The 20,305-nt window shown below is 46.0% G+C and carries 13 protein-coding genes; 1 reads left to right on the top strand and 12 read right to left on the bottom strand.

Annotated features, from left to right (window positions below; genetic code table 11):
* Positions 1 to 122 precede the first annotated feature (122 nt).
* The 10 genes from ASD24_RS25865 to ASD24_RS25815 all read right to left on the bottom strand — a co-directional run bounded on the left by ASD24_RS25865 (position 123) and on the right by ASD24_RS25815 (position 16,517).
* On the bottom strand, positions 123 to 1,418 hold the full coding sequence (locus ASD24_RS25865) for an ABC transporter substrate-binding protein (RefSeq protein ID WP_056702058.1): 1,296 nt from the start codon (positions 1,416 to 1,418) through the stop codon (positions 123 to 125).
* On the bottom strand, positions 1,397 to 3,166 hold the full coding sequence (locus tag ASD24_RS25860) for a sensor histidine kinase (RefSeq protein WP_056702057.1): 1,770 nt from the start codon (positions 3,164 to 3,166) through the stop codon (positions 1,397 to 1,399). The genes ASD24_RS25865 and ASD24_RS25860 overlap by 22 nt, the downstream gene beginning before the upstream one ends.
* A 447-nt stretch (positions 3,167 to 3,613) precedes the next feature.
* Positions 3,614 to 5,266 carry an extracellular solute-binding protein gene (locus ASD24_RS25855; protein WP_056702055.1) on the bottom strand — a complete coding sequence of 551 codons (1,653 nt, stop codon included), beginning with the start codon at positions 5,264 to 5,266 and terminating at the stop codon, positions 3,614 to 3,616.
* Between the two features lie 24 nt (positions 5,267 to 5,290).
* Complete coding sequence (locus tag ASD24_RS25850; RefSeq protein WP_056702053.1) at positions 5,291 to 6,160, bottom strand: carbohydrate ABC transporter permease; 870 nt, start codon at positions 6,158 to 6,160, stop codon at positions 5,291 to 5,293.
* A 15-nt stretch (positions 6,161 to 6,175) separates the two neighbouring features.
* Positions 6,176 to 7,117: an ABC transporter permease gene (locus tag ASD24_RS25845; RefSeq protein ID WP_235540867.1), complete on the bottom strand. Its 942-nt coding sequence runs from the start codon at positions 7,115 to 7,117 to the stop codon at positions 6,176 to 6,178.
* A gap of 442 nt (positions 7,118 to 7,559) precedes the next feature.
* On the bottom strand, positions 7,560 to 9,110 hold the full coding sequence (locus tag ASD24_RS25840; protein WP_056702050.1) for a response regulator: 1,551 nt from the start codon (positions 9,108 to 9,110) through the stop codon (positions 7,560 to 7,562).
* Between the two features lie 465 nt (positions 9,111 to 9,575).
* On the bottom strand, positions 9,576 to 10,799 hold the full coding sequence (locus tag ASD24_RS25830; RefSeq protein ID WP_056702046.1) for an MFS transporter: 1,224 nt from the start codon (positions 10,797 to 10,799) through the stop codon (positions 9,576 to 9,578).
* A gap of 277 nt (positions 10,800 to 11,076) precedes the next feature.
* Positions 11,077 to 13,140 (bottom strand): molybdopterin-containing oxidoreductase family protein, encoded by a 2,064-nt coding sequence (locus ASD24_RS25825; protein ID WP_056702044.1) that lies wholly within the window; start codon positions 13,138 to 13,140, stop codon positions 11,077 to 11,079.
* Between the two features lie 482 nt (positions 13,141 to 13,622).
* Positions 13,623 to 14,465: a formate/nitrite transporter family protein gene (locus ASD24_RS25820; protein ID WP_056702043.1), complete on the bottom strand. Its 843-nt coding sequence runs from the start codon at positions 14,463 to 14,465 to the stop codon at positions 13,623 to 13,625.
* A gap of 690 nt (positions 14,466 to 15,155) precedes the next feature.
* The gene (locus ASD24_RS25815; RefSeq protein ID WP_056702041.1) at positions 15,156 to 16,517 is read right to left on the bottom strand and encodes an FAD-dependent oxidoreductase; all 1,362 of its coding nucleotides are present in this window, start codon (positions 16,515 to 16,517) and stop codon (positions 15,156 to 15,158) included.
* A gap of 501 nt (positions 16,518 to 17,018) precedes the next feature.
* On the opposite strand from ASD24_RS25815, the gene pelA reads away from it, so the two are divergent.
* A complete protein-coding gene (gene pelA / locus ASD24_RS25810; RefSeq protein ID WP_056702039.1) occupies positions 17,019 to 18,230 on the top strand; it encodes a pectate lyase in 1,212 nt (403 codons plus the stop codon).
* Between the two features lie 113 nt (positions 18,231 to 18,343).
* On the opposite strand, the gene ASD24_RS25805 is transcribed toward pelA, so the two are convergent.
* Together ASD24_RS25805 and ASD24_RS25800 are read right to left on the bottom strand one after the other, a co-directional pair.
* Positions 18,344 to 18,823 (bottom strand): glutathione peroxidase, encoded by a 480-nt coding sequence (locus ASD24_RS25805; protein WP_056702038.1) that lies wholly within the window; start codon positions 18,821 to 18,823, stop codon positions 18,344 to 18,346.
* 320 nt (positions 18,824 to 19,143) lie between these two features.
* Positions 19,144 to 20,034 (bottom strand): ABC transporter ATP-binding protein, encoded by an 891-nt coding sequence (locus ASD24_RS25800; RefSeq protein WP_056702036.1) that lies wholly within the window; start codon positions 20,032 to 20,034, stop codon positions 19,144 to 19,146.
* Positions 20,035 to 20,305 lie beyond the last annotated feature (271 nt).

Genomic DNA, 20,305 nt, shown 5'->3' with positions numbered 1-20,305 from the left:
TCCACCATTCCACACCAAAAACCCTCATCCATGCGGAATGAAGGTTACACGATATTATTTGAAATACAGGTTAGTTACACATGCCACTCTGATGACAGAGTGGCCTTATCATTATTAGATTGCTAGGTTTCACTTCTCGCCAAAATGGCATTGGCACGTTCACGAAATTGCTGCGCTGCATCGTCTGCCGTTAACTTGCCAAATAACAATAGATCATACAGCTCACGCAGCACGGCAGTGACTTCAGAGCTACCTACAGGATCTGGAGCATCCATCGGACTGCTATGTTCTGCGACCCAATCTATATAGTCGAATACTTGTGCTTGCTCCGGTTCAACGATCATTCTCATCTGCTCCCGCACACTGGACGAAACGGGTACACCCCGCTCCCCTTTGAGCAGTAGATTGGCATCCAGATCATTAACGAAAAAGCTAATAAACTTCGCTGCCTCTTCCTTCTGTCTGGAATTACCCGCAATGGAGAAGAACATGCCTGGCTTCAGAAACAGCCCATCCGAATTGTTAGGCCCCGGCATTGGGGCAATAGATAAAGGCTTACCATAACGCTCAGTGGTACTAATGAATTGGTTAGAATACCCCCAGCTAAACAGAGCCTCACCCAAATAAAACGGATCATTGTCTGGCTTACCAATATCTGAGGTCCAGATGTCTGGAGCAAAGATGAGTTTATCCTGCACGAGGCGCTGCATCAGTCCAAAGTATTCAACAAACAGGGCGTCATCCTCATAACCGAGACGTGTCCCATCCTCCGCGTACAGCTTAGCACCATGTTGCCTCAAGTAATACGCGAAAAACTGTTCTGGGGTAAGATAAGTACCCAGGTAGATGCCCCTTCCCTGGATGTGCTTACCCATCTGATCAAAATCGTCCCAAGTCCATGCATCTGTCGGGAATTCAATACCATTTGCCTGCAACACTTCCGGATCATAGATACTCAACAGCGCATTAACACCTAGGCTCAGTCCGTAGACTTTGCCGTCTATACTGCCACTATCCAGCTGCTGTTTGTCCACGTCCTTCGTATCAAGCCATCCACGCTGCGCATACGGTGCTAGATCCTCCAACAGCTGTAGTGAGCTATACTGAGCCAAATACGAAATGTCCATCTGGATAATATCTGGCAGCGAGTTCCCCGCCGCCAGTGGAGCCATTTTCCTCCAGTATTCATTGAAACTGCTGTATTCGTACTCAATATTCACATGTGGATTCAATTGTTCGTATTGATGGATAACTTCAATCGTGGCATTGTTACGAAATTCTCCGCCCCACCAGGCAATACGCAGCGTAATGGGTTCTTCTTCAATCACCATACCAGGCCTTTGAGCAAATTGGGGCACGCAACCGAGCAGAGCTGCCGTCAGGCAGATGATGCCTATTATTCGCAGTAATCTTCCCACAGCTTCTCCTCCTTCGGCAGCGGTAAGGGAACCATGACCTTGGTTCCGCAACCCGGCTTGCTCTCTAGCCTGATGTCATGATCGTCACCGAAGGCTAGACGTAGCCGCTCCCTGATGTTCATCAGACCAATTCCCGTACCCCGAGTCTCCACTTCACCGCGAAGCACCTTCTCCACAAATTCCGGTTCCATGCCTGGGCCGTGATCTTCAACGACAAGTAAGAGCTTCCCTTCTGATAGTTCCGCATACACACGAATCTGACAGGCGCCCACCTGCGGCTCCAGCCCATATTGGATCGCATTCTCCAGTAACGGCTGTAACGTCAACTTGGGAATAGCACACCCTAGGTAAGGCTGTGGCACATGCAGGTGAAAATCCAGTCGGTGCTGAAAACGATACTTCTGAATCGTGACGTAATGATTAACGATCTCCAGCTCTTCCGCCAAAGTGATGACATTCTGCTTGAAGCTGATTGATGTGCGCAGTAAATAGCCGAGCGACAGCACCATACTGGAGATCTGTTCCTGCTTATGCTTTTTGGCAAGCCAATGGATAGAATCCAGGGCATTATACAGAAAATGTGGATTAATCTGAGCCTGCAACGCCTTGAACTCCGTTTCCTTAATGACCAGTTGGCTTGCATAATTTTCTTTAATAAGTGTATTGATGTGGGTGATCATCAACCGATATGTACGGTGCAATAACCCGATCTCATCCATATGATGATGCGTTGGCACGGTTAGATTCGCATTATCGATATTGTCGAGATCACCATACTGCACCTCTTTCATCTGTCCGATGAGCTGTCTAATCGGTCTCGTTAAGCTGCGTGCAAATACCATCCCAAGGGTCAGTACGATTACAATGGCTATGACATAAACGACGATTAGCGCATTTTTCAGCCATATGATTCGCTCAAAAATCTCGTGATAGGAGGCCATGTTATAGTAGACCCAGCCGGTGTAGGACGATTTCTTTTGCGCTAGAAATACTGCCCTTCCATCCAGGTTCTTGATCTCATAACCACCACTGCCCGGCAATGGCTTCAGCCCTTCAGATACTGCGTTCTGGAGCTGCCGATAAGGATAAACTACGTCGTCTCCTGCCTTCAGAACAATATCACTATTCTGGCTATCCAATCCTGCGTATTCCTTCACGAGACGTTCAATGTTAATCCGTAGAAACAAAATGCCGACAGGCTTGAGCGTCATCGGATCATAGGCTCGTACCTGTCGAACCATAACCAGCATCGGGTCATCATCATCTGGATACAACCACCTAACAGCACCATTTGCATGCTCAGCAGCTGCAATCATTCGATCATACTTTTCCTCAGATACGGTTATCGTCTCACCATACTTATTCACTCTTCCCTGAGAATCAATTAAATGAACGGACTGCACGTAACGTGCAGCCCCACTAATGTGTTCCCATAGCCGATCTGTAATCTTCTTACGCTCAATAAAACTGGAGTACGCCGTGTCATCCTCTAACAAAGATTTTAGCGCCCGCTGGATTTGCATATCCGAGATCATATTTAGTGATAACGCTTCCAACTTCTGCAATTCAAGATCAACCGTAGAGGACGAGAGATTCAGCAGCCGGGAAGACTTATCGAATAACTGCTTATCATAGACGGAATACGTATAATACAAGGAACTGAAAGCCAGCGTGATAATAAATGCCATCATGAACATGATCATCATGAACATTTTCATTTTGATACTTAGTTTGCGGTAGGCTATCATGACACAAGCGCTCCTTTGAACCACGTGATTTTACTAGTGCGTGTTGAACAACCTCTACTAGATATATCACATGCAGGAAAATTCTCCTATATCTTTTTAGCGCCCCGCTCGTCTAGCAGCATTCAACGCTTGGATGATGCACGAATCTCCCTTTTCGTTCGTGTGTACATGTTCAGATTCGTCTATATAAGTTCGACTGAAAAATATTTACACTTACCACTCCGATGACAGAATAACCTTCCGATCGCTGTTATCCCCAGATTTTTTTGATTCCCTTCTTCCAAGGGAAAATCCGGTGATGGCGTATGCTTCCGAAGTAGCTTTCTTTCAGAAAGCTTTGAGGCGAACGCTCCGCTTCTTCACGTTATTTCTGTCCTCTCCGTTCTCGTGTAAAAAGTTTAGTTGAACTTATATAGCATATGAGACATAACGAACATTTCTTGCCTATTATTTTGCATTATATCGGTCATACGCAGCTTGATGAATCTCGATGGCACGGTCAATGCCCATGCTTTTGATCGTTTCAGCCATCGTGTCAAATTCCGTGATTGGCTTCTGTCCGCTAATGATAGCTGTCATCGTCTCATTCAGATACGTATTAACTTGACTCATAATGGACGTGCTTGTGCTAACCTCATCGGAGGACAAACGAATTGGCGGAAGTGTCAGTGCTGAGCTGGCTTTCATCCATTCCTCATTCGCTGCACGTTGTCCTTCATCGAACAAGAGTGCATCCAGATAGCGGCTGTCTTGGTTGATCGGGCCATCCATAATGGATAGTGCATACGAAGCTAGAGCCTGATCATACGTCAAACCTTTTGGATTATCCACAATGACATCCGTGAATTTGACTCCATCTCCTTCTTTTACATAACTGTCGTTCTCGATCCCGAAGTTGAACAGGTCACTGCCCTCTTCACTATAGTTATAGTCCATCCACTGTACGATATATTTCAGTTTGTCTTCGTCTGCCGAAGATGTGATGGCTTCACCATAGCTGAGCACCTTCGCTTCCATGTTAAACGTTGCATAAGCAGTTCCATCTGGAGATTGTGGCCATGGCGCACCTGTCACATCGAAGTTCGGATCGGTATCTCTCATGAGGTTAAAATATTTCCCCATACCGCTGAATACCCCGCCCTGATAAGCACCCGCCAGATTGTTGGTAACCTTGTAGTCGAACGCCTTACCATCATTGGTCATAATCTCAGGATCAATCAGACCTTCCTTATACCACTTCGCCATAGTCTCCAAGAAGTCACGATATCCGGGTTGAATAGGACCGAATTCCACCTTGTCCCCATTCATCTGGAAGCCTCCAATAACGCCAAAGGCAGTAGCAAAGTCATGCAGCTTCGTCAGGTTACCTGGTCCCCAGTTACCCGTGAAGGGTAATTCATCTTGTTTCCCGTTGCCATTCGGATCTTGCTCCTTGAACGCCTTAAGCACCGTATACCACTCATCAATATTCGTCGGAGCTTGCAGGTTCAACTTATCGAGCCAGTCTTGGCGGATAATCAAACCAGAGGTTGCATTCAGCTTGAGTGCATCCAGCTTGAGCAGCGGGAACATATAGATCGTTCCATCATCAAGGGCAATCTGCTTCTTCACATCAGGATCAGATTCGATAATGCGCTTCAGGTTAGGTGCATAGCTATCGATCAGCTCGTTCAAACGGATGATTCGGCCATCCTTGATCATTTTCTCCGGTCCGCCAACGGCATCAGCCCAGTTATAATAGATCACGTCAGGTAATTCTTTGGTAGAGATGAGCAGGTTAAATTGATCCCGTTGTTGTCCGAGTGGAGGGTGCGTGAACTTCGCCTCGATCCCCGTTCTCTTCGCCTTTTCCTTGTAGGAAGCCATATCTGAAAAATTGTTCAGTGAGGCTGTGAGCTTCGCATCATTGGCGCGCCAATAATCAATCGTGAAGGGTTCACTTGTAATCGGTAGCGGAATCTCAGTCAAGGCTTGAACCGCAGGCTCCGTCCCTTCTTCAGGCTCTGTAGCACTTGGCTCACTAGCTCCTCCTGTACATCCAGCCAATAAAGACATGGTGAGCAGAGATGACAATAGAATAGACCCCATTCTTTTTTTCACGTAATTCGCCTCCAAGGATTAAATTTATTGTTTCACAGCACCGATTAAGGCACCCTGAACAAAATAGCGTTGGATAAACGGATACACCAGCATAATCGGAAGTGTCGAGATAATAATGGTGGCATATTTGATGTTCTCACCTATTGCAAAGCCTGTATCCACACCCGCCCCCATCGCTTCCGTGCTGCTGCTAATTAAAATGTCGCGCATAATAATCTGGATCGGGTACAGCTCTTGACTCCGCAGATAGAGCATCGGCCCCACGTAGTCATTCCAGTGATCCACGGCGTAATACAGCATCATAACCGCTAGAATCGGCTTGGATAAAGGCAGTACAATGCGGAATAAAATCAAGAAATCATTGGCGCCATCCAGCTTCGCGGATTCGATCAGACTGATCGGGATGCCTTCGAAGTTTGTTTTCATAATGAGAAAATAGAATGTGCTGATCGCTCCAGGGATAATCAGGGCAAAGCGCGTGTCCACCATCCCCAGATTTTGAATGAGCAGAAACGTGGGAATCATCCCTCCACCAAAAAACATCGTGAATGTAATCAACTTCATCAGCGTTTTTCTGCCCAGCAGGTCACTACGAGATAACCCATACGCCGCGAGTGAAGTCATCAGCAAGTTGATTGCTGTCCCCACCACCACGTAGAAGAGTGTATTCATATAACCCGTGTAGATACGGGTATCCTGAAATACCGCTTTGTACGCTTCCAACTGAAAGCCTTCGGGCCAGAGCATGAGTGAACGGGAACGTAACATCTGATCCGGATCACTAATCGAAGAGTTGAACACATACAGCATCGGGTAGAAACACAGGATCATGACCACCAAGAGCAGCAGCGTATTAAATGCATCAAAGATATGTTCACCTGTAGACCTCTTCATCGCTTCACCTTCCAATTACCAGAGACTGGTTGAGTTGAGCTTTCTGCTGATTGCATTAGCAGCGATAAGCAGCGCAAAGTTAATGACTCCGTTGAACAGCCCAATGGCTGTTGAATACGTATAATTGCCCTCCAGAATACCGGAACGGTATACAAAGGTTGATATGACATCCGATGTCTCATAAGTCGGTGCGGTTTGCATGAGCAATATTTTCTGGAAATCGGCATTCATCACCGCGCCCATACGCAGAATAAGCATGATGACGATGGTTGGCATGATGCCAGGCAGTGTAATATGGAGCAATTGGCGCCAGCGATTCGCACCGTCAATCTTGGCAGCTTCATACAACTGGGGATCAATGCCGCTAAGCGCCGCCAAGAAGATGATGGACGCCCAGCCTGCTCCCTGCCAGATATTCGATAGAATGTACAGCGGACGGAACATATCCTTCTCTGCTAGGAACATCAGCGGCTGTAGATCGAAGAACCCACGAATGACATTGAACAACCCGCCGTCCAAGGATGAGAACGTTTTCAACATTCCGACCACGACAACAACTGAAATAAAATGCGGCATGTAGCTGACCGTTTGCACTGTGCTTCTGAACCATTTCTTACGTACTTCATTCAAGAGCAAGGCAAGTATGATTGGGGCTGGAAATCCGAATACGATACTGTAAAAACTCAGAATTAATGTGTTCTTAATGAGTCTCCAGAAGTAATAACTTTCGAAGAACATCGTGAAATTGTCAAAACCGACCCATTCTCCCGACATTATGCCTTTGACTGGGCTATATGATTCTTGAAACGCCATCAGGAGCCCATACATTGGCCCATAGCTAAAAATCAGATAATAGGCGACGACAGGAAGCAACATGAGGTATACATACCTGTTACGAACAAGTTCCTTTTTCACAAAGCTCCATTTGCCAGATGGCTTCAAATGTCCCGGCTCCATCACCGGACTTCGCTTCAGCTCCATCCACTGTACCTCCAATTCTGATGTGGAAATCCTCTATAGGTGCGTGTTCAAAAAGAACGGTTTTCAGTACCGAGAAGATGGGATGAAGATAGAAATGGAGTAGCGGAGCGTAGGCAAACCTACGTGAGCAACCACATTGTTTCCGAAGGAAACAAACTGCGTAAGCATCCACTTATTTCGGCTGAATCCCATATTCGATGCTGAGATGCCGTCAGGCATCCTTCGTAATCAAAAGCGGACTTTTTGAGCAACCTCTATAGGTATAATGATAGGCCTTGGGTGGGTCTTCTTCCCATGCTCATTTCCGAGATATGGATGTTCAAAACCGTGTTCTACAAGTTCGTGTGATAAAAGTACGGTTTCAGCAGCCCGAAACTAGGGACGGCTACACAAAAAAACCTGCTGTCATTGAAGACAGTCAGGGTATGGCTTTCTTATATTCGGATGGAGAGAATCCCGTATATTTCTTGAACACTTTGCTGAAGTAAGGCCAGTTCGATCCAAAGCCCGTATACTCTGCGAGCAAGGAAACCGTATAATTCCCATCCTGCTCCAGTAGCTCTAATGCTTTTTGTATCCGGTAGGTGAGGACATAATTGGTGAATTTCTCGCCCGTCTCTTTCTTGAACATCTTGCCAATGTAATCGGGATTCATGTAGATCTCTCCGGCAATGGACTGGAGTGTTAACGTTTCATCCTGATAGCGTTTCTGTACAAGCTGCTTCACCTGGTGCACCATCTGAGACTGCCTGGAACGCTGCTGTTCATAACGGCGAAGGGTAATCTGTTTGGCGACAGTCAGCAGGAACTGTTGGAAGGAATGCAACGTACTCGTCTCAATCATATACGGTAGTCGGTCCATATAATGCTTCATATCTGCAGCTCCGCTGAGCCGAATAATCTCCATAAATATTTGGATAAGGTATGATTTGGTCTGGGATATATCGTATCGAAGATCGACCAGCAGTTGGAAGATTCGGTTCAGCTCCGCTCCCGCGTCCTGCCAGTGCCCTGCTTGAATTGCGGTGACAAGCCTTCCCTGATCATACTCAAACTCAGGCACATCCCGCTCCTCTATTGCGGCAACATCACGCTCCATAATAAGGCTGCCCTCTCCAAGGTAAAAGCGATGGTTCAGGTACGCAATCGTTCGCATATATAATTGACGCGCCTGTGGTAGTTCACCAGGTTCACTCAACGCCATCGTCAGGTCATAGCGATAATAGCGGGTAAAGGTAACTCGAATCTCATCAATATTCCGAAATAGCTGTGCTTCTGACATCGTATCTTCCATCATGACGAGCAGATGCCCTCTAACCGTTGTACTTAATATGGGATTATGAAAAATATCCTCTGCGATGTTCTTAACAGCGAACAAGTGCAGATACTCATGCTCTCCCTCAATCTCGACTAATAACAAACGTACACGCTGACCCAGAAATTGCACACTAAATAACTCGCCAAAATACTTCCATTCCTTCACGCCATACGTCTTGTTGGTGACCAATTCCTTCAGAAAATACTCCTTCGCATGTGGCAGTACTCGCTCCAAATTGTATTGAATGGCCTGCACAAAGTGCTCATGATCTGTAAGCTCACGCTTCTCACTGACCAGCTCGCCAATGGCCTGAACCAGACTCTCCTCACTGCAGGGTTTGAGCAGGTAATGCTTCACCCCATATTGCATGGCAGTCTTCGCATACTCAAATTCAGTAAAGCCTGTGAGCATAATAAACGAGATCTCCCGATATTTCTCCGCCACCGCTTCAACAAGTTGCAGCCCATCCATACCTGGCATACGAATATCCGAGATAATAATGTCAGGACGCTGCCGTTCGATTGAAGCAAGCGCTTCCAATCCATCGTGAGCAATACCGATGAGCTCCGTACCCAGTAGGGACCAATTCACGACACTGGAAATTCCGTCAGAGATCAAAAATTCATCATCAACCAACAAGACCTTGTACATGTAGAACATCCCCCTGATTGTTAACTGCTGTCTTTATTCTATTATATGAGCATTATGCATAAATATGGGGGTTAGTTCCGGATGACAGCGTTCATGTTATATGAACCTGTGATGTGGACAGTTCTGGATGATGTGATTTTACATGAAGATTACAGAGACACGATCAAGCTCTTAATATACTGGTATAAAATGGATGAATCGTTGTGAATGGATGTGAGGTTAATCAAGATGAAATTAAAAATTTTTCTGAAATACTTCTTGGGCTTTTTTGTTTTGTGGAATGTATTATCCGTGGTATTCAGCATGATCTTATTGGGTAAATCGTTAGATGAAATTGATTATATGCTTAACATATTCGGTGGAACTATATTTAGCGTGTTAGTTGCAATTGTAAAGGCACGAAATGAATGAAAAACAGCCTTCCCTCGTTTCAAGAGGAAAGGCTGTTTGTGGTTATTCCTTTTTTTAGCCGTCGATTCCATATTCCTTCACCTCACGGTGCCGATTCAGTGCCGCATGCAGTAGGAAACCAACTACCGCTACAGCTGCCATCGCAGTCGCAAGCCAGGCTACAGGAATTAATCCCTGCTTGTCATACATGACTCCCATCGCATACGGACCAATGACCCGACCAATTGCTCCGATGCCACCGGACACCCCAATATAGAAGGGCGCTGCTCGTCCAGCGTGCTCGGATATAAATGCTGGCGTTGCCGGGGAGATCAGCATTTCCCCAAAGGTCGCGAGCACCATCGCTAGAACCATGCCCGGATAGTTATACATTGTGATCATCACCAGGTATGCCATACCGTAGAATACGGCGCTAGCCGTCATCTGAGCGTTGGAAGTACGAGCCATTGTACGTTTAATCCACGTCGTGAAGGGCTGTCCTACAAAGATCAGCACCCCGTTCAGGGTCCAGAGCAGACCATACATTCTTTTCTCCATGCCTTCTGAAATAATGTACGGCGATACCCCTGTATTCCAGATCGAGTTACCGAATAACAGGAACAGCACACCGAGACTCATAAACAGATACAGCCTCGTATTGCCTAGCAGTGCCCATACACTTGCACCACCGGTCTCCGTCTGGCGTTTGGTCAGATGTACTTCCCCTTGCTCCGGTTCAAGCCGAGACAGATAATACCAGAAGAATATCGCAAAGCCCACCGAGGTGACCCCGTTCAATATGAAGCTGAGGTGATACGAAAAGTCCGCCAGAAATCCACTAAGCGCTGTACCAATCGCCACACCGATGTTGTTCGCCACATAAATAATGTTGAACAGCTCACCACGTCGCTCTGCAAAACGAAAACCGATAAACGCTTGAATCGCAGGTAACGACAAGGAACTGAATAAGCCAATCCAGCCCATTGCACAGATAAATATAACCCAATATGCACTGATCCACGGTAGAGCAAACAGTCCTAAGGCATTCAGTGCCAGCGATCCGATAATCAATTTTTTGACTCCAACTCTGTGATACAGTGAGCCGCCAAGCAATTGTCCAAAAATACCGCCCAGCGATTGAATCAGGATGACAAATCCGGCGTTAGCCATCGTCCGACCTAACTCGTCAAACACATACATCGTTGTCAGCGGCCACATCAAGGCACTGCCTGTCGCGTTGACCAGACTTGCCAGCAAAAACACTTTTACTTCCTTAGGATAGGAATCTAGCCATCTCATAATCGTCGTTCATGCTCCTTCATACACCACCTGTTTCCGTAGAAAAGGCTCCCACAACGACTGGCATGACCAGCCGACGCGAAAGCCTATATGGTAAAGTTTATATAATATGAATCTAGTTACATAAAACTCATTAAAACGAGTTTTATGTAACTAGATATAGACAAATTGAACCGTTTCGATCTATATCTAGCCTTGATTTAAGCAGCTAAAGGTATTATGAAATTGATTCAATATGAATCTATATTACCTCAAAAAAATGAGCTTGCAAGCACACTCACTGACGCTTCACTTCAACAGTGGCAGAGAAGAATGTTGCGCCATTCCCCATATCAGACAGACGATTGGACGTCAGCGTATTGACGCGTTGTTTCTTCCCTTCGCCATCCCACCACAAGCCTTGGCTAATTACTGTTCCTGGGAGCATCGCTTCGGTAATTTTCGCTGTAAGCTCAATCTGTCCACGTTCGTTCCACACGAGCACTGTGTCGCCCTCTTCCACGTTTCGACGTGCGGCATCCTCTGGATGAATCTGTAGCATAGGCATTTTCTCCAGACGTTGATGCTTCTGCGTATTCGCAAATGACGAGTTCAAGAAGTTATGATTCGGCGGAGATACAAACATCAGCGGATATTCATCTGTAACACTGGCAGGTCGCTCTCCATCATAACCTTCCAAGGATGTGCGGTACGTAGGTAGGGGTGGCAACCCACGCTGCTCCATCGTTTCGGAGTACAATTCAATCTTCCCAGATGGCGTTGGCAAACGATCCAAGTAAGAATCATATGGCGTCATATCCAGCTTCACAAACCGCTGCTCCTGAAGTGCCTCCAGTGTTACCCCGTTCATATACGGGTTATCTGTATTCTGGAGTGCTGCCTCAATCATCTGTTCTGGCGTCTCGCCAAAGATCTCAGGATCATATCCCATCGCCTGTCCAAGTAAGGAGAACAACTCTACATTGCTCTTACTCTCCCCGATCGGCGCGATGACAGGCTCCTGCAAATGAACGTACTGATGCCAGTAGGAGGTGTATAGGTCTGTTGCTTCAAACGAAGACTTCGCAGGCAGCACAATATCTGCGTATTTGGCTGTATCCGTCATGAATAGGTCGTGTACAACCGTGAATAAATCTTCTCTTGCAAAACCTCGCTCCACCCGCTCGGAATCCGGTGCAACAACCAGTGGGTTGCTGCAATACACTAACATCGCTCGGATTGGCTGCTCTGCTTCGAGCAGCGCTTCACCAATCCGGTTCATGTTCACTACTCGCGGCTCTGGATTATGCCGCAGATCTGGACGCTCCAATGCATCGCTATTGGTGCTCGCATAGCTATTCGTGCGCACGGCACCGCCGCCGCGCTGCAACCAGTGGCCTGTGATCGCAGGCAGACACGATATGCTGCGCACACTCATACCACCATGATCATGATGCTGGAGGCCATTGCCGATATGAATATGCGCTGCGTTCGCCTTGCCGTACAGTTCAGCCAGCTTCACGATGTCAGCCTCCGGCACGCCGGTAATGCGTGCCACACGCTCTGGGGTATAATTTTGAACATGATCACGTAGTGCGTCATGTCCTAAGGTATACTTTTGCATAAAGGCTTCGTTCGCCATCCCACGTTCAAACAACACATGCATGACTCCCAGTGCTAGCGCACTGTCTGTACCCGGGTAGAGCGGGATAAACCAATCTCCCCATTGAGCGGTACGGTTGCGGTGTACGTCGATCACGACGATCTGAGCGCCCTTCTTGCGAGCTTTCTCTGCGAGTACAACCTGATGCATATTCGTGCTGACAATGTTACCTCCCCATACGATGATGAGATCCGCATGCTCGGTATCCTCTGGGATTGTCCCTTGATTAGCGCCCATGGTATATTTCCAGCCGGTATTGCCCGCCGCATTACAGATTGTCTGCTCCAGCATGCTCGCTCCAAGTGCGTTGAAGAAACGTCGATCCATACCGTCAACGCCGAGAATGCCCATATTGCCATAGAAACTGTAAGGCAGAATGCTCTCTGATCCGTACGTCTCCGCAATGGAACTGAATTTGGAAGTAATCTCGCCAATCGCTTCGTCCCAGCTGATCTGTTCGAACTTACCTTCACCCTTGGCGCCAACCCGTCTCATCGGATATTGCAGCCGCTCAGGGTGATATACACGCTCGGTCATATTTCTAACTTTGTTGCAGATGGCGCCCTTAGTGATAGGATGATCGGGGTTTCCCACGACCTTTACAATTTTTCCGTTCTCTTTATGTAACAGCAGACCGCATGTATCCGGGCAATCGAGTGGACAAACTGCCGGAAATACACCATTCTCCTGATTAATCATGTTGAATTTCCTCCCCTGTAAAAGCTATCTCTCTATCATATCTTCTCTAATGCATTAACGTAAAGAGAACAGTTCATTTTCACATCTACACAAGACGCCATTATTTTGCAAAAAAAGTTTTTTGCTTTTGATTCATTATCCAGATTCAGGGGTAAATAAAAAACAAGGCATTAGGCTAGTGTTTCCCCACTTCCTCCTCATGCCATATCATGGACCACTCCCGAAATTCGCCATGAACAGGTTTCGTTCCCCCGAACCTTGTCATGGCGAATTTATTTTGTCTATTTATATAATATGAAATTAAACTAATCATTATTTACAGCTGTCACTTCGATGACAGAATAACCTTAACTCTGTCCAACTGACAAAAATAAACATGAAAAAACGACCTCGTTCTCGCTCTGCTACGGGTATATACTCACCGTGATCTAGAACGAGATAAGATCGTCTGTACTGTCTGTCATACTTCCTTGAAGTAATCGTTACGCCTGTTTACTCAGCATCGGTCTAGCTTCAGGCTCGGTTGCCATTTTTAACTCCGGCTTCACTTCGGACTCGCTTTGGCGAAGATACACTATATAGTAAGCTGCCGCGACAAACAGAGCACCACCCGTCAGATTACCAAGCCATACCGGTATGAAGTTCATGATGTATTGTGCCCACGAATAATGCCCTTCGAAGATTGCTGCAGGAATTAAGAACATATTCGCTACAACGTGCTGGAAGCCGATCGCAACAAAGGCCATCGTAGGAAACCAAATACCGAGTACTTTACCACTCATCGTATCTGCTGCGTAGCACAACCACACCGCCAGAGCGACCAACCAGTTGCAACCAATACCGGAGATGAAGGCTTGCAAGAATCCGTCATGCAGCTTATGCCCCGCCATATCCACGACCTTCGCTAGATATACGCCCTCACTCGTTAGCCCTAACACATGACCAAACGCATAAGCCACGAAGATCGCTCCTAGAAAGTTCCCAACCGTCACCAAAGTCAGGTTCTTGAACATGCTTCCCACCGATAATTTACGTGCGATTGTAGCTAGAGGTACCGCCATCATATTGCCAGTCAGTAACTCTCCGCCACCAATAAGCACAAGAATAAGACCTAATGGGAAGACAGACGCACCAATTAGGTTCACTAGGCTTCCCCACTCTGCCGGAGCAGAGGCAATCACCCGTATGTTCAGCAGAAATCCTAGAGATATAAATGCCCCTGCCATAAAACTAAGGATAAGTACAGATAAAACAGGATTGTGAGCCTTCTTAATCCCGCTCTGCACCGTGTATTGTGCAACCTCAAGAGGTGTTTTGACCGCCATCGCCATTCTCTCCTTTGCTTCTCATATTGAATGGAACGTTCTTCAGTTCATGCCTGAGTTTTTTATAGCTTCACTGTATGATCTAATTGTATCTTGGCTGAAGATAAAACTTTGTGCAAATAATCACAAACATTAGATGCATTTTTATTTATTGATCCGTTTCATAAAGAAGGCTCTAAAGGAGTGTCTCGACGATGATGGAATTACGGTTCCTTATAATGATGCCTGAAGATGAGTTCTTCACTTCATAATATTATCTCTGGTGCTGCACCTAGTGGGGCTAAACATTTTCGAATCTATATCTTACGAACATGAGACACGCTATTTCGCCAATATAGCACCGATCCGGAATCTAACGAACTCAGTGCAACTTATTGTGATCATTGGGAGTAAATTGGGACACTTTATCAGGCTTTTTCGTGAAATAAGGTTGCTGCGGTTCGTTACAATTCCAATGTTGCTCAAATATGGGTTATAAGCTCACCTGAGTTCGTTAGAAATTTGGAGGTGACTTTGAAACGTGTAGCACATCCTACATGCTATGGTTCGTCTATCTCCAGCTAAATAGAGAAAATACTCTTTTCTCAGGACAAGCAAAAAGCCAGCGATTACTCGCCAGCCTTTTGGTTTGATTAGTACCTTTGATTAATACCTAATTTACCTTTTATTCACTCACTGATTCGAATTTGCTTACACCAACGCTGGTGCTTTCACTTCAATTGGAGGTAAAGCTTGCAATCCAGCTGTGTTCAAGAAGTTCCACGGTTTGTTGTAATGTGGCTGGAAGAAGAAGTCGATGAACGCGAGCTCATCTACCGTCATGTTGTTTTGGATGCAGACCGAGATGGTATTGATCGATTGTGTCAGATCCACCTGAGACATCACTTGTGCACCAACAATACGGCGAGTTGCTTGCTCATAGACCACTTTGAGCAGCAGCTTCTCAGCTGTTGGCATGAACTCCGGACGGTAGCTATCCTCCAACACGACAGCCTCAACCACCAGACCCTCATCCGCTGCAGATACCTCAGTCATACCTGTACCAGCAATGTTTTGCTCATAAATTTTGATACCTGACGTACCCTGTGTACCCATATAAGGTGTTGTAGGACGAACCAAGTTACGCGCTACGAGTGTTCCCATCCTTACAGCATTGGTTGCCAGTGGGATGTAAGATGCTTTACCTGTTGGGTTGTAATGAATTGCACAGCTATCCCCTGCAGCGAAGACGTCCTTCTGACTCGTTTGCATATATTTATCTACAATGATAGCGCCGTTCGGCAGCATATCCACCTGACCTTTGAGCAGCTCCGTATTCGGGCGGAAACCGATGCACAGGATAACGAGATCCGTCTCAAATTCACCTTTGGATGTAATAACTTTGCTTACTTTGCCATTCTCACCGGTAAATTTCTGTACCGTCTGACCCAATGCCAGCTTAATACCGCGGCTAGTCAGCGTGTCTTCGATGGCATCTGTGAACTCGGGATCAAGGTATTTGTTCAAAATACGGTCCACGCTATCAATCAAGGTAACTTCTTTACCGTTCATTTGGAAAGCCTCGACCAGCTCGACGCCAATGTAACCTGCACCTACAACCGTGATGCGTTTGGCATCTTTGGCTTTTTCTATAATGGTATTGGAGTGGTTATAGTTTTTGCAGAGCAAGATGTTATCCATCTCAATACCTTCAAGCTTCGGAATAACCGGCCATGATCCTGTAGTGACAATGAGCTTATCGAAAGTATCTTCGAATTCTTCCCCCGATTGCAGGTTTTTAGCCTGAAGTTTGTGATTAGCCGTATCAACGGCTGTAACTTCATGCAGCATTTTGGTTACAACGCCCAGATCGGCGAGCTGATTCGGGGAAGAGTAGAACAGTCCATCTGGATCTTTCACCACGCCACCAACATATAGCGCAATACCACAAGATAAGAAGGAGATGTTGTCATTGCGCTCGTACACGGTGATTGTTGCGTCTGGATACAATTTTGCGGTGTTAACAATAGCTGCGGTTCCTGCGTGTGTACATCCGATAACTGCGATTTTCATTTAAAATTCCTCCTTGAGTGTATGAAAAGTTGTAGGATTTATAATGTTAATTAAGTTGTGAAATATTTCACTACTTTGTCGATACTGTCCTTGTGATTTATTTCACTTTATACACTCATTATAATGTGATCTTTTTCACATTGCAATAGGTTTCTGAAAAATATTTGTCTAAATGCAGTTTAACTCGGTTGGCCTGCTATTGATATGCTCCCTCGACCCGGGTACTGACTATGCGTGTATTGTATGGCTTCACGACGTTATTTTCCCCTGAAAACAAACCCTTTATGCTCCGATATGATGATCTGCATTGCTTCAAATGAACACACAAAATGGGTTAGTTCTACCCCTGCTTTAACGTAAATGAAGAGAAATAATCCCATTATTTTCAATAATATAAGGTAAATGGGTTGATTTTCATATTGGTAAGCGCTTACAATATGCCTATGATCCTTTATTTGGATTTTATATACTACAAATACCAAAATTACAGGAGGCGTTCATTTGAAGAAACATTCAGTGCCTGCCACACTCAAATTGGTTCCCGTCGCGCTTGCCGTTGCCATGATGACAGCCGGAGTCGCTGTACCTTACGGTGCTTCTGCTGCTTCCACTGCCCCTGGCCCTACTACTGCTGTCGATTCTCCACCCGTAACGATCAAAACCGAAGTTCTGTCCTCCAAAGCTTCAGCAGGTGTGGATGTCTCCTCTCTGCTTCAGAAGTTTAGGGATTTCAGTAATTTTGCCACTGGTGATCTAGCCAAGGACACAGCCTATGCACTCAATATCGTCTCATGGCAGATGCCGCATGGTGGATTCTACAAAGACATGGAAGAGCAATATGCAGCACCTTGGGATGGCGTGACAGCACGCTCTGGCTGGAAGGATCCAAATGGCACTGAACTCGGGACGTTTGACAATGATGCTACAACATCAGAGATCCGTTTCCTGGCTAATATGTATAGCAAAACAGGAAATCCCGTCTTTAAGGACAGCGTCCGCAAAGCAGTCGGCTTTATCCTGACCTCTCAATATCCGTCTGGAGGATGGCCGCAGGTATATCCTAAACGGAGCAACTACTCTGACGCAGTGACTTATAATGACAATGCTATGGTACAAACGATGGTATTAATTGACGACATCGTGGAGCGAAGACAAGGATTTGACAACGATATTCTAAGCAACAGTGACCGTAATAAACTAAAAACCGCTCTGGATAAGGGTATCGATTATACCCTTAAAGCACAGATTATCAATAACGGTCAGCCTACCGTTTGGGGTGCACAGCATGACCCTGTGACCTATGCTCCTGTAGCAGGCAGAGCGTATGAGTTAGCCTCCAAGTCAGGATCTGAATCAGTAGCCATAACGGCTTTTCTCATGTCCAGACCTCAGACTCCGGAGATCGAACGAGCAGCCAAGGCAGCGTTGCGCTGGTTTGATACGGTTCGGGAAAACGGAACCAAATACAATCGGCAAGGCCCTGTTTATTTTGAACCGGATGCGGGGAGCGTAATCTGGTACCGCTTCTATAACGTAGATGAAGATGTGCCTTTCTATGCGGATCGGGATGGATTGAAGTATATGAACATTCTGGAAATCAGCGAAGAACGGCGACACGGGTATTCCTGGGCAGGAAGCTACGCGCGTAATCTGTTGAAGCTTGCTTCGGATGCCGGGTACTATCCTCTGAGCACACCTTTGCCTGGATCATAAACCTTATGCCGCCAGGCATCCTTCGTAATCAAAAGCGGACTTTTTGAACAACCTCTATAAATGATAAAGGAGCCTGGTCTCTTAATCGAGACCAAGCTCCCCACATCATGTATTTAACCGAGCAGCTTCTCGATCTCTGCTATCATAGCTTCTGGAGATTCTTTAGGTTCATAACGACCTACAACCTCACCCTCACGATTAACCAGGAACTTCGTGAAATTCCACTGAATCGTGTTATCCTCACCCTCACCTGGTTGCTGTTCACGAAGGTACTGGAACAATGGATGAGCATCTTCGCCATTAACATCGACTTTGGCAAACACAGGGAAGTCAACTCCATAGTTTACTTGGCAGAACGACTCAGCTTCCTCACTCGTGCCTGGCTCTTGTCCACCGAACTGATTACAAGGGAAGCCCAATACAACCAGACCCTGATCGCGATAACGATCATATAACTTCTGCAATTCGCCGTATTGTGGAGTCAGTCCACATTTGCTGGCTGTGTTGGCAATCACCAATACTTTACCTTGATACAGATCCAGAGGTGCTTCCTGATTAGCAGTAGTTAACGCTTTATACGAATATACGGACATGACTGATTCCTCCCATGATTGATGTTGTTTTGGTTCTAGGCTCAAGCTAAATTAATCAGAACGACGGTGCGCTCTTGAGTAGCCTGTCTTACTATTATAAGCATGAACCGTTTAATTACCAAATATCCTCAGCACCCTACCTGTCTATAGCTCACTCGCTTGCCATTAGACTCTCCGCGATGTACAGCGTCGTGTATAAAATGGAGTACCCCTTTAGCAGTCTCTACACAAAAAAATAAGCCGCATGCAATACTGCACGTGACTTATTTCTATAATTAATGACGACCCATAATATGATCTGCAATATTTAATTTCCGTGATTAACTTCCCGTTGCCTGATGAACACGTTGTTCTGTACGTTCTCCGGCATGAACCATCGCACTGTTGAACACCCGTGGATCTGATGTCGTAGATTGTTGTTGACGCTCCCCTGCAAGAGCATAAGGCAAGCAGAGAGGTACACCAGAACGTGGGTCAATAACGATATCCGCTTCAATGTTGAATACTTCACGGAGTACATCGGAGTTCATAACCTCTACAGGCGAGCCTGTAGCGATTGCTTTACCCTTCTTGATTCCGATCATATGATGCGCATAACGTGAAGCATGGTTCAAGTCATGGACTACCATAACAATGGTGCGGTTAGCTGTCGCATTAAGCTGTTCCAGCAACTGTAACACCTCAAGCTGGTGAGCCATATCGAGGAACGTTGTCGGCTCGTCCAAGAAGAGAATATCTGTTTCTTGCGCAAGCGCCATAGCGATCCAAGCACGTTGACGCTGCCCACCAGACAGTTGATCAATTGGACGGTCATGGAACTCCGTCATGGCTGTTACATTAATCGCCCATTCAATCATGCGCTTATCTTCAGCACGCATTGAACCAAAACCTTTTTGATAAGGGAATCGTCCATAAGACACCAGTTCCGTTACTGTGAGTCCTTCGGGAGCTGTAGGATTCTGTGGCAAGATCGCGAGTTGCTTCGCTACTTCACGCGTGGATTGCTTATGAATGGACTTTCCGTCGAGCAGAACGTTACCAGCCTTAGGATTCATGATCCGAGCCATCGTTTTCAGGATCGTAGACTTTCCTGAGCCGTTGGCTCCAACAAGTGCTGTGATTTTCCCTTGGGGAATCTGGATATTCAGATCCTCAACAATTAGTCTTTCCTCATATGCGATATCCAGCTTAGACGTCTCCAGACGAAACATTCGATCATCCCTCTCTCATTTATCCCGGTGATACCCCGGCTATCGACAACGAAAACGAAATTGTAATTCTGATTATTTCCGGCGCAAAATATCTTCTATACTAAAGATACTGATAATCATTATCATTTGTCAACAGGTAATCGAAATTTAATCTATTTTTTCTAAGCTGGATCGACACATTTTAGCTACTAACTTCAGTTATTGCCTCTTAGATACCTTCGAGAATGTGAGAGCTTTTCTCAGCATAAGCGTAACTTGACGCGTCAATTTC

Origin of the sequence: Paenibacillus sp. Root52, from assembly GCF_001426865.1 — a bacterium.
Lineage (GTDB): Bacteria > Bacillota > Bacilli > Paenibacillales > Paenibacillaceae > Paenibacillus.
The sequence above is the reverse complement of the archived record's forward strand: the minus strand, read 5'-3'. Positions and strand labels throughout refer to the sequence as shown.

Excerpts from the sequence above, each read along its gene's own strand:
- ASD24_RS25805 (WP_056702038.1), bottom strand. The coding sequence starts at position 18,823 with ATGTCCGTATATTCGTATAAAGCGTTAACTACTGCTAATCAGGAAGCA.
- ASD24_RS25840 (WP_056702050.1), bottom strand. The coding sequence starts at position 9,110 with ATGTACAAGGTCTTGTTGGTTGATGATGAATTTTTGATCTCTGACGGA.
- ASD24_RS25850 (WP_056702053.1), bottom strand. The coding sequence starts at position 6,160 with ATGAAGAGGTCTACAGGTGAACATATCTTTGATGCATTTAATACGCTG.
- ASD24_RS25830 (WP_056702046.1), bottom strand. The coding sequence starts at position 10,799 with ATGAGATGGCTAGATTCCTATCCTAAGGAAGTAAAAGTGTTTTTGCTG.
- ASD24_RS25860 (WP_056702057.1), bottom strand. The coding sequence starts at position 3,166 with ATGATAGCCTACCGCAAACTAAGTATCAAAATGAAAATGTTCATGATG.
- ASD24_RS25825 (WP_056702044.1), bottom strand. The coding sequence starts at position 13,140 with ATGATTAATCAGGAGAATGGTGTATTTCCGGCAGTTTGTCCACTCGAT.
- ASD24_RS25815 (WP_056702041.1), bottom strand. The coding sequence starts at position 16,517 with ATGAAAATCGCAGTTATCGGATGTACACACGCAGGAACCGCAGCTATT.
- ASD24_RS25800 (WP_056702036.1), bottom strand. The coding sequence starts at position 20,034 with ATGTTTCGTCTGGAGACGTCTAAGCTGGATATCGCATATGAGGAAAGA.
- ASD24_RS25845 (WP_235540867.1), bottom strand. The coding sequence starts at position 7,117 with ATGGAGCCGGGACATTTGAAGCCATCTGGCAAATGGAGCTTTGTGAAA.
- ASD24_RS25820 (WP_056702043.1), bottom strand. The coding sequence starts at position 14,465 with ATGGCGGTCAAAACACCTCTTGAGGTTGCACAATACACGGTGCAGAGC.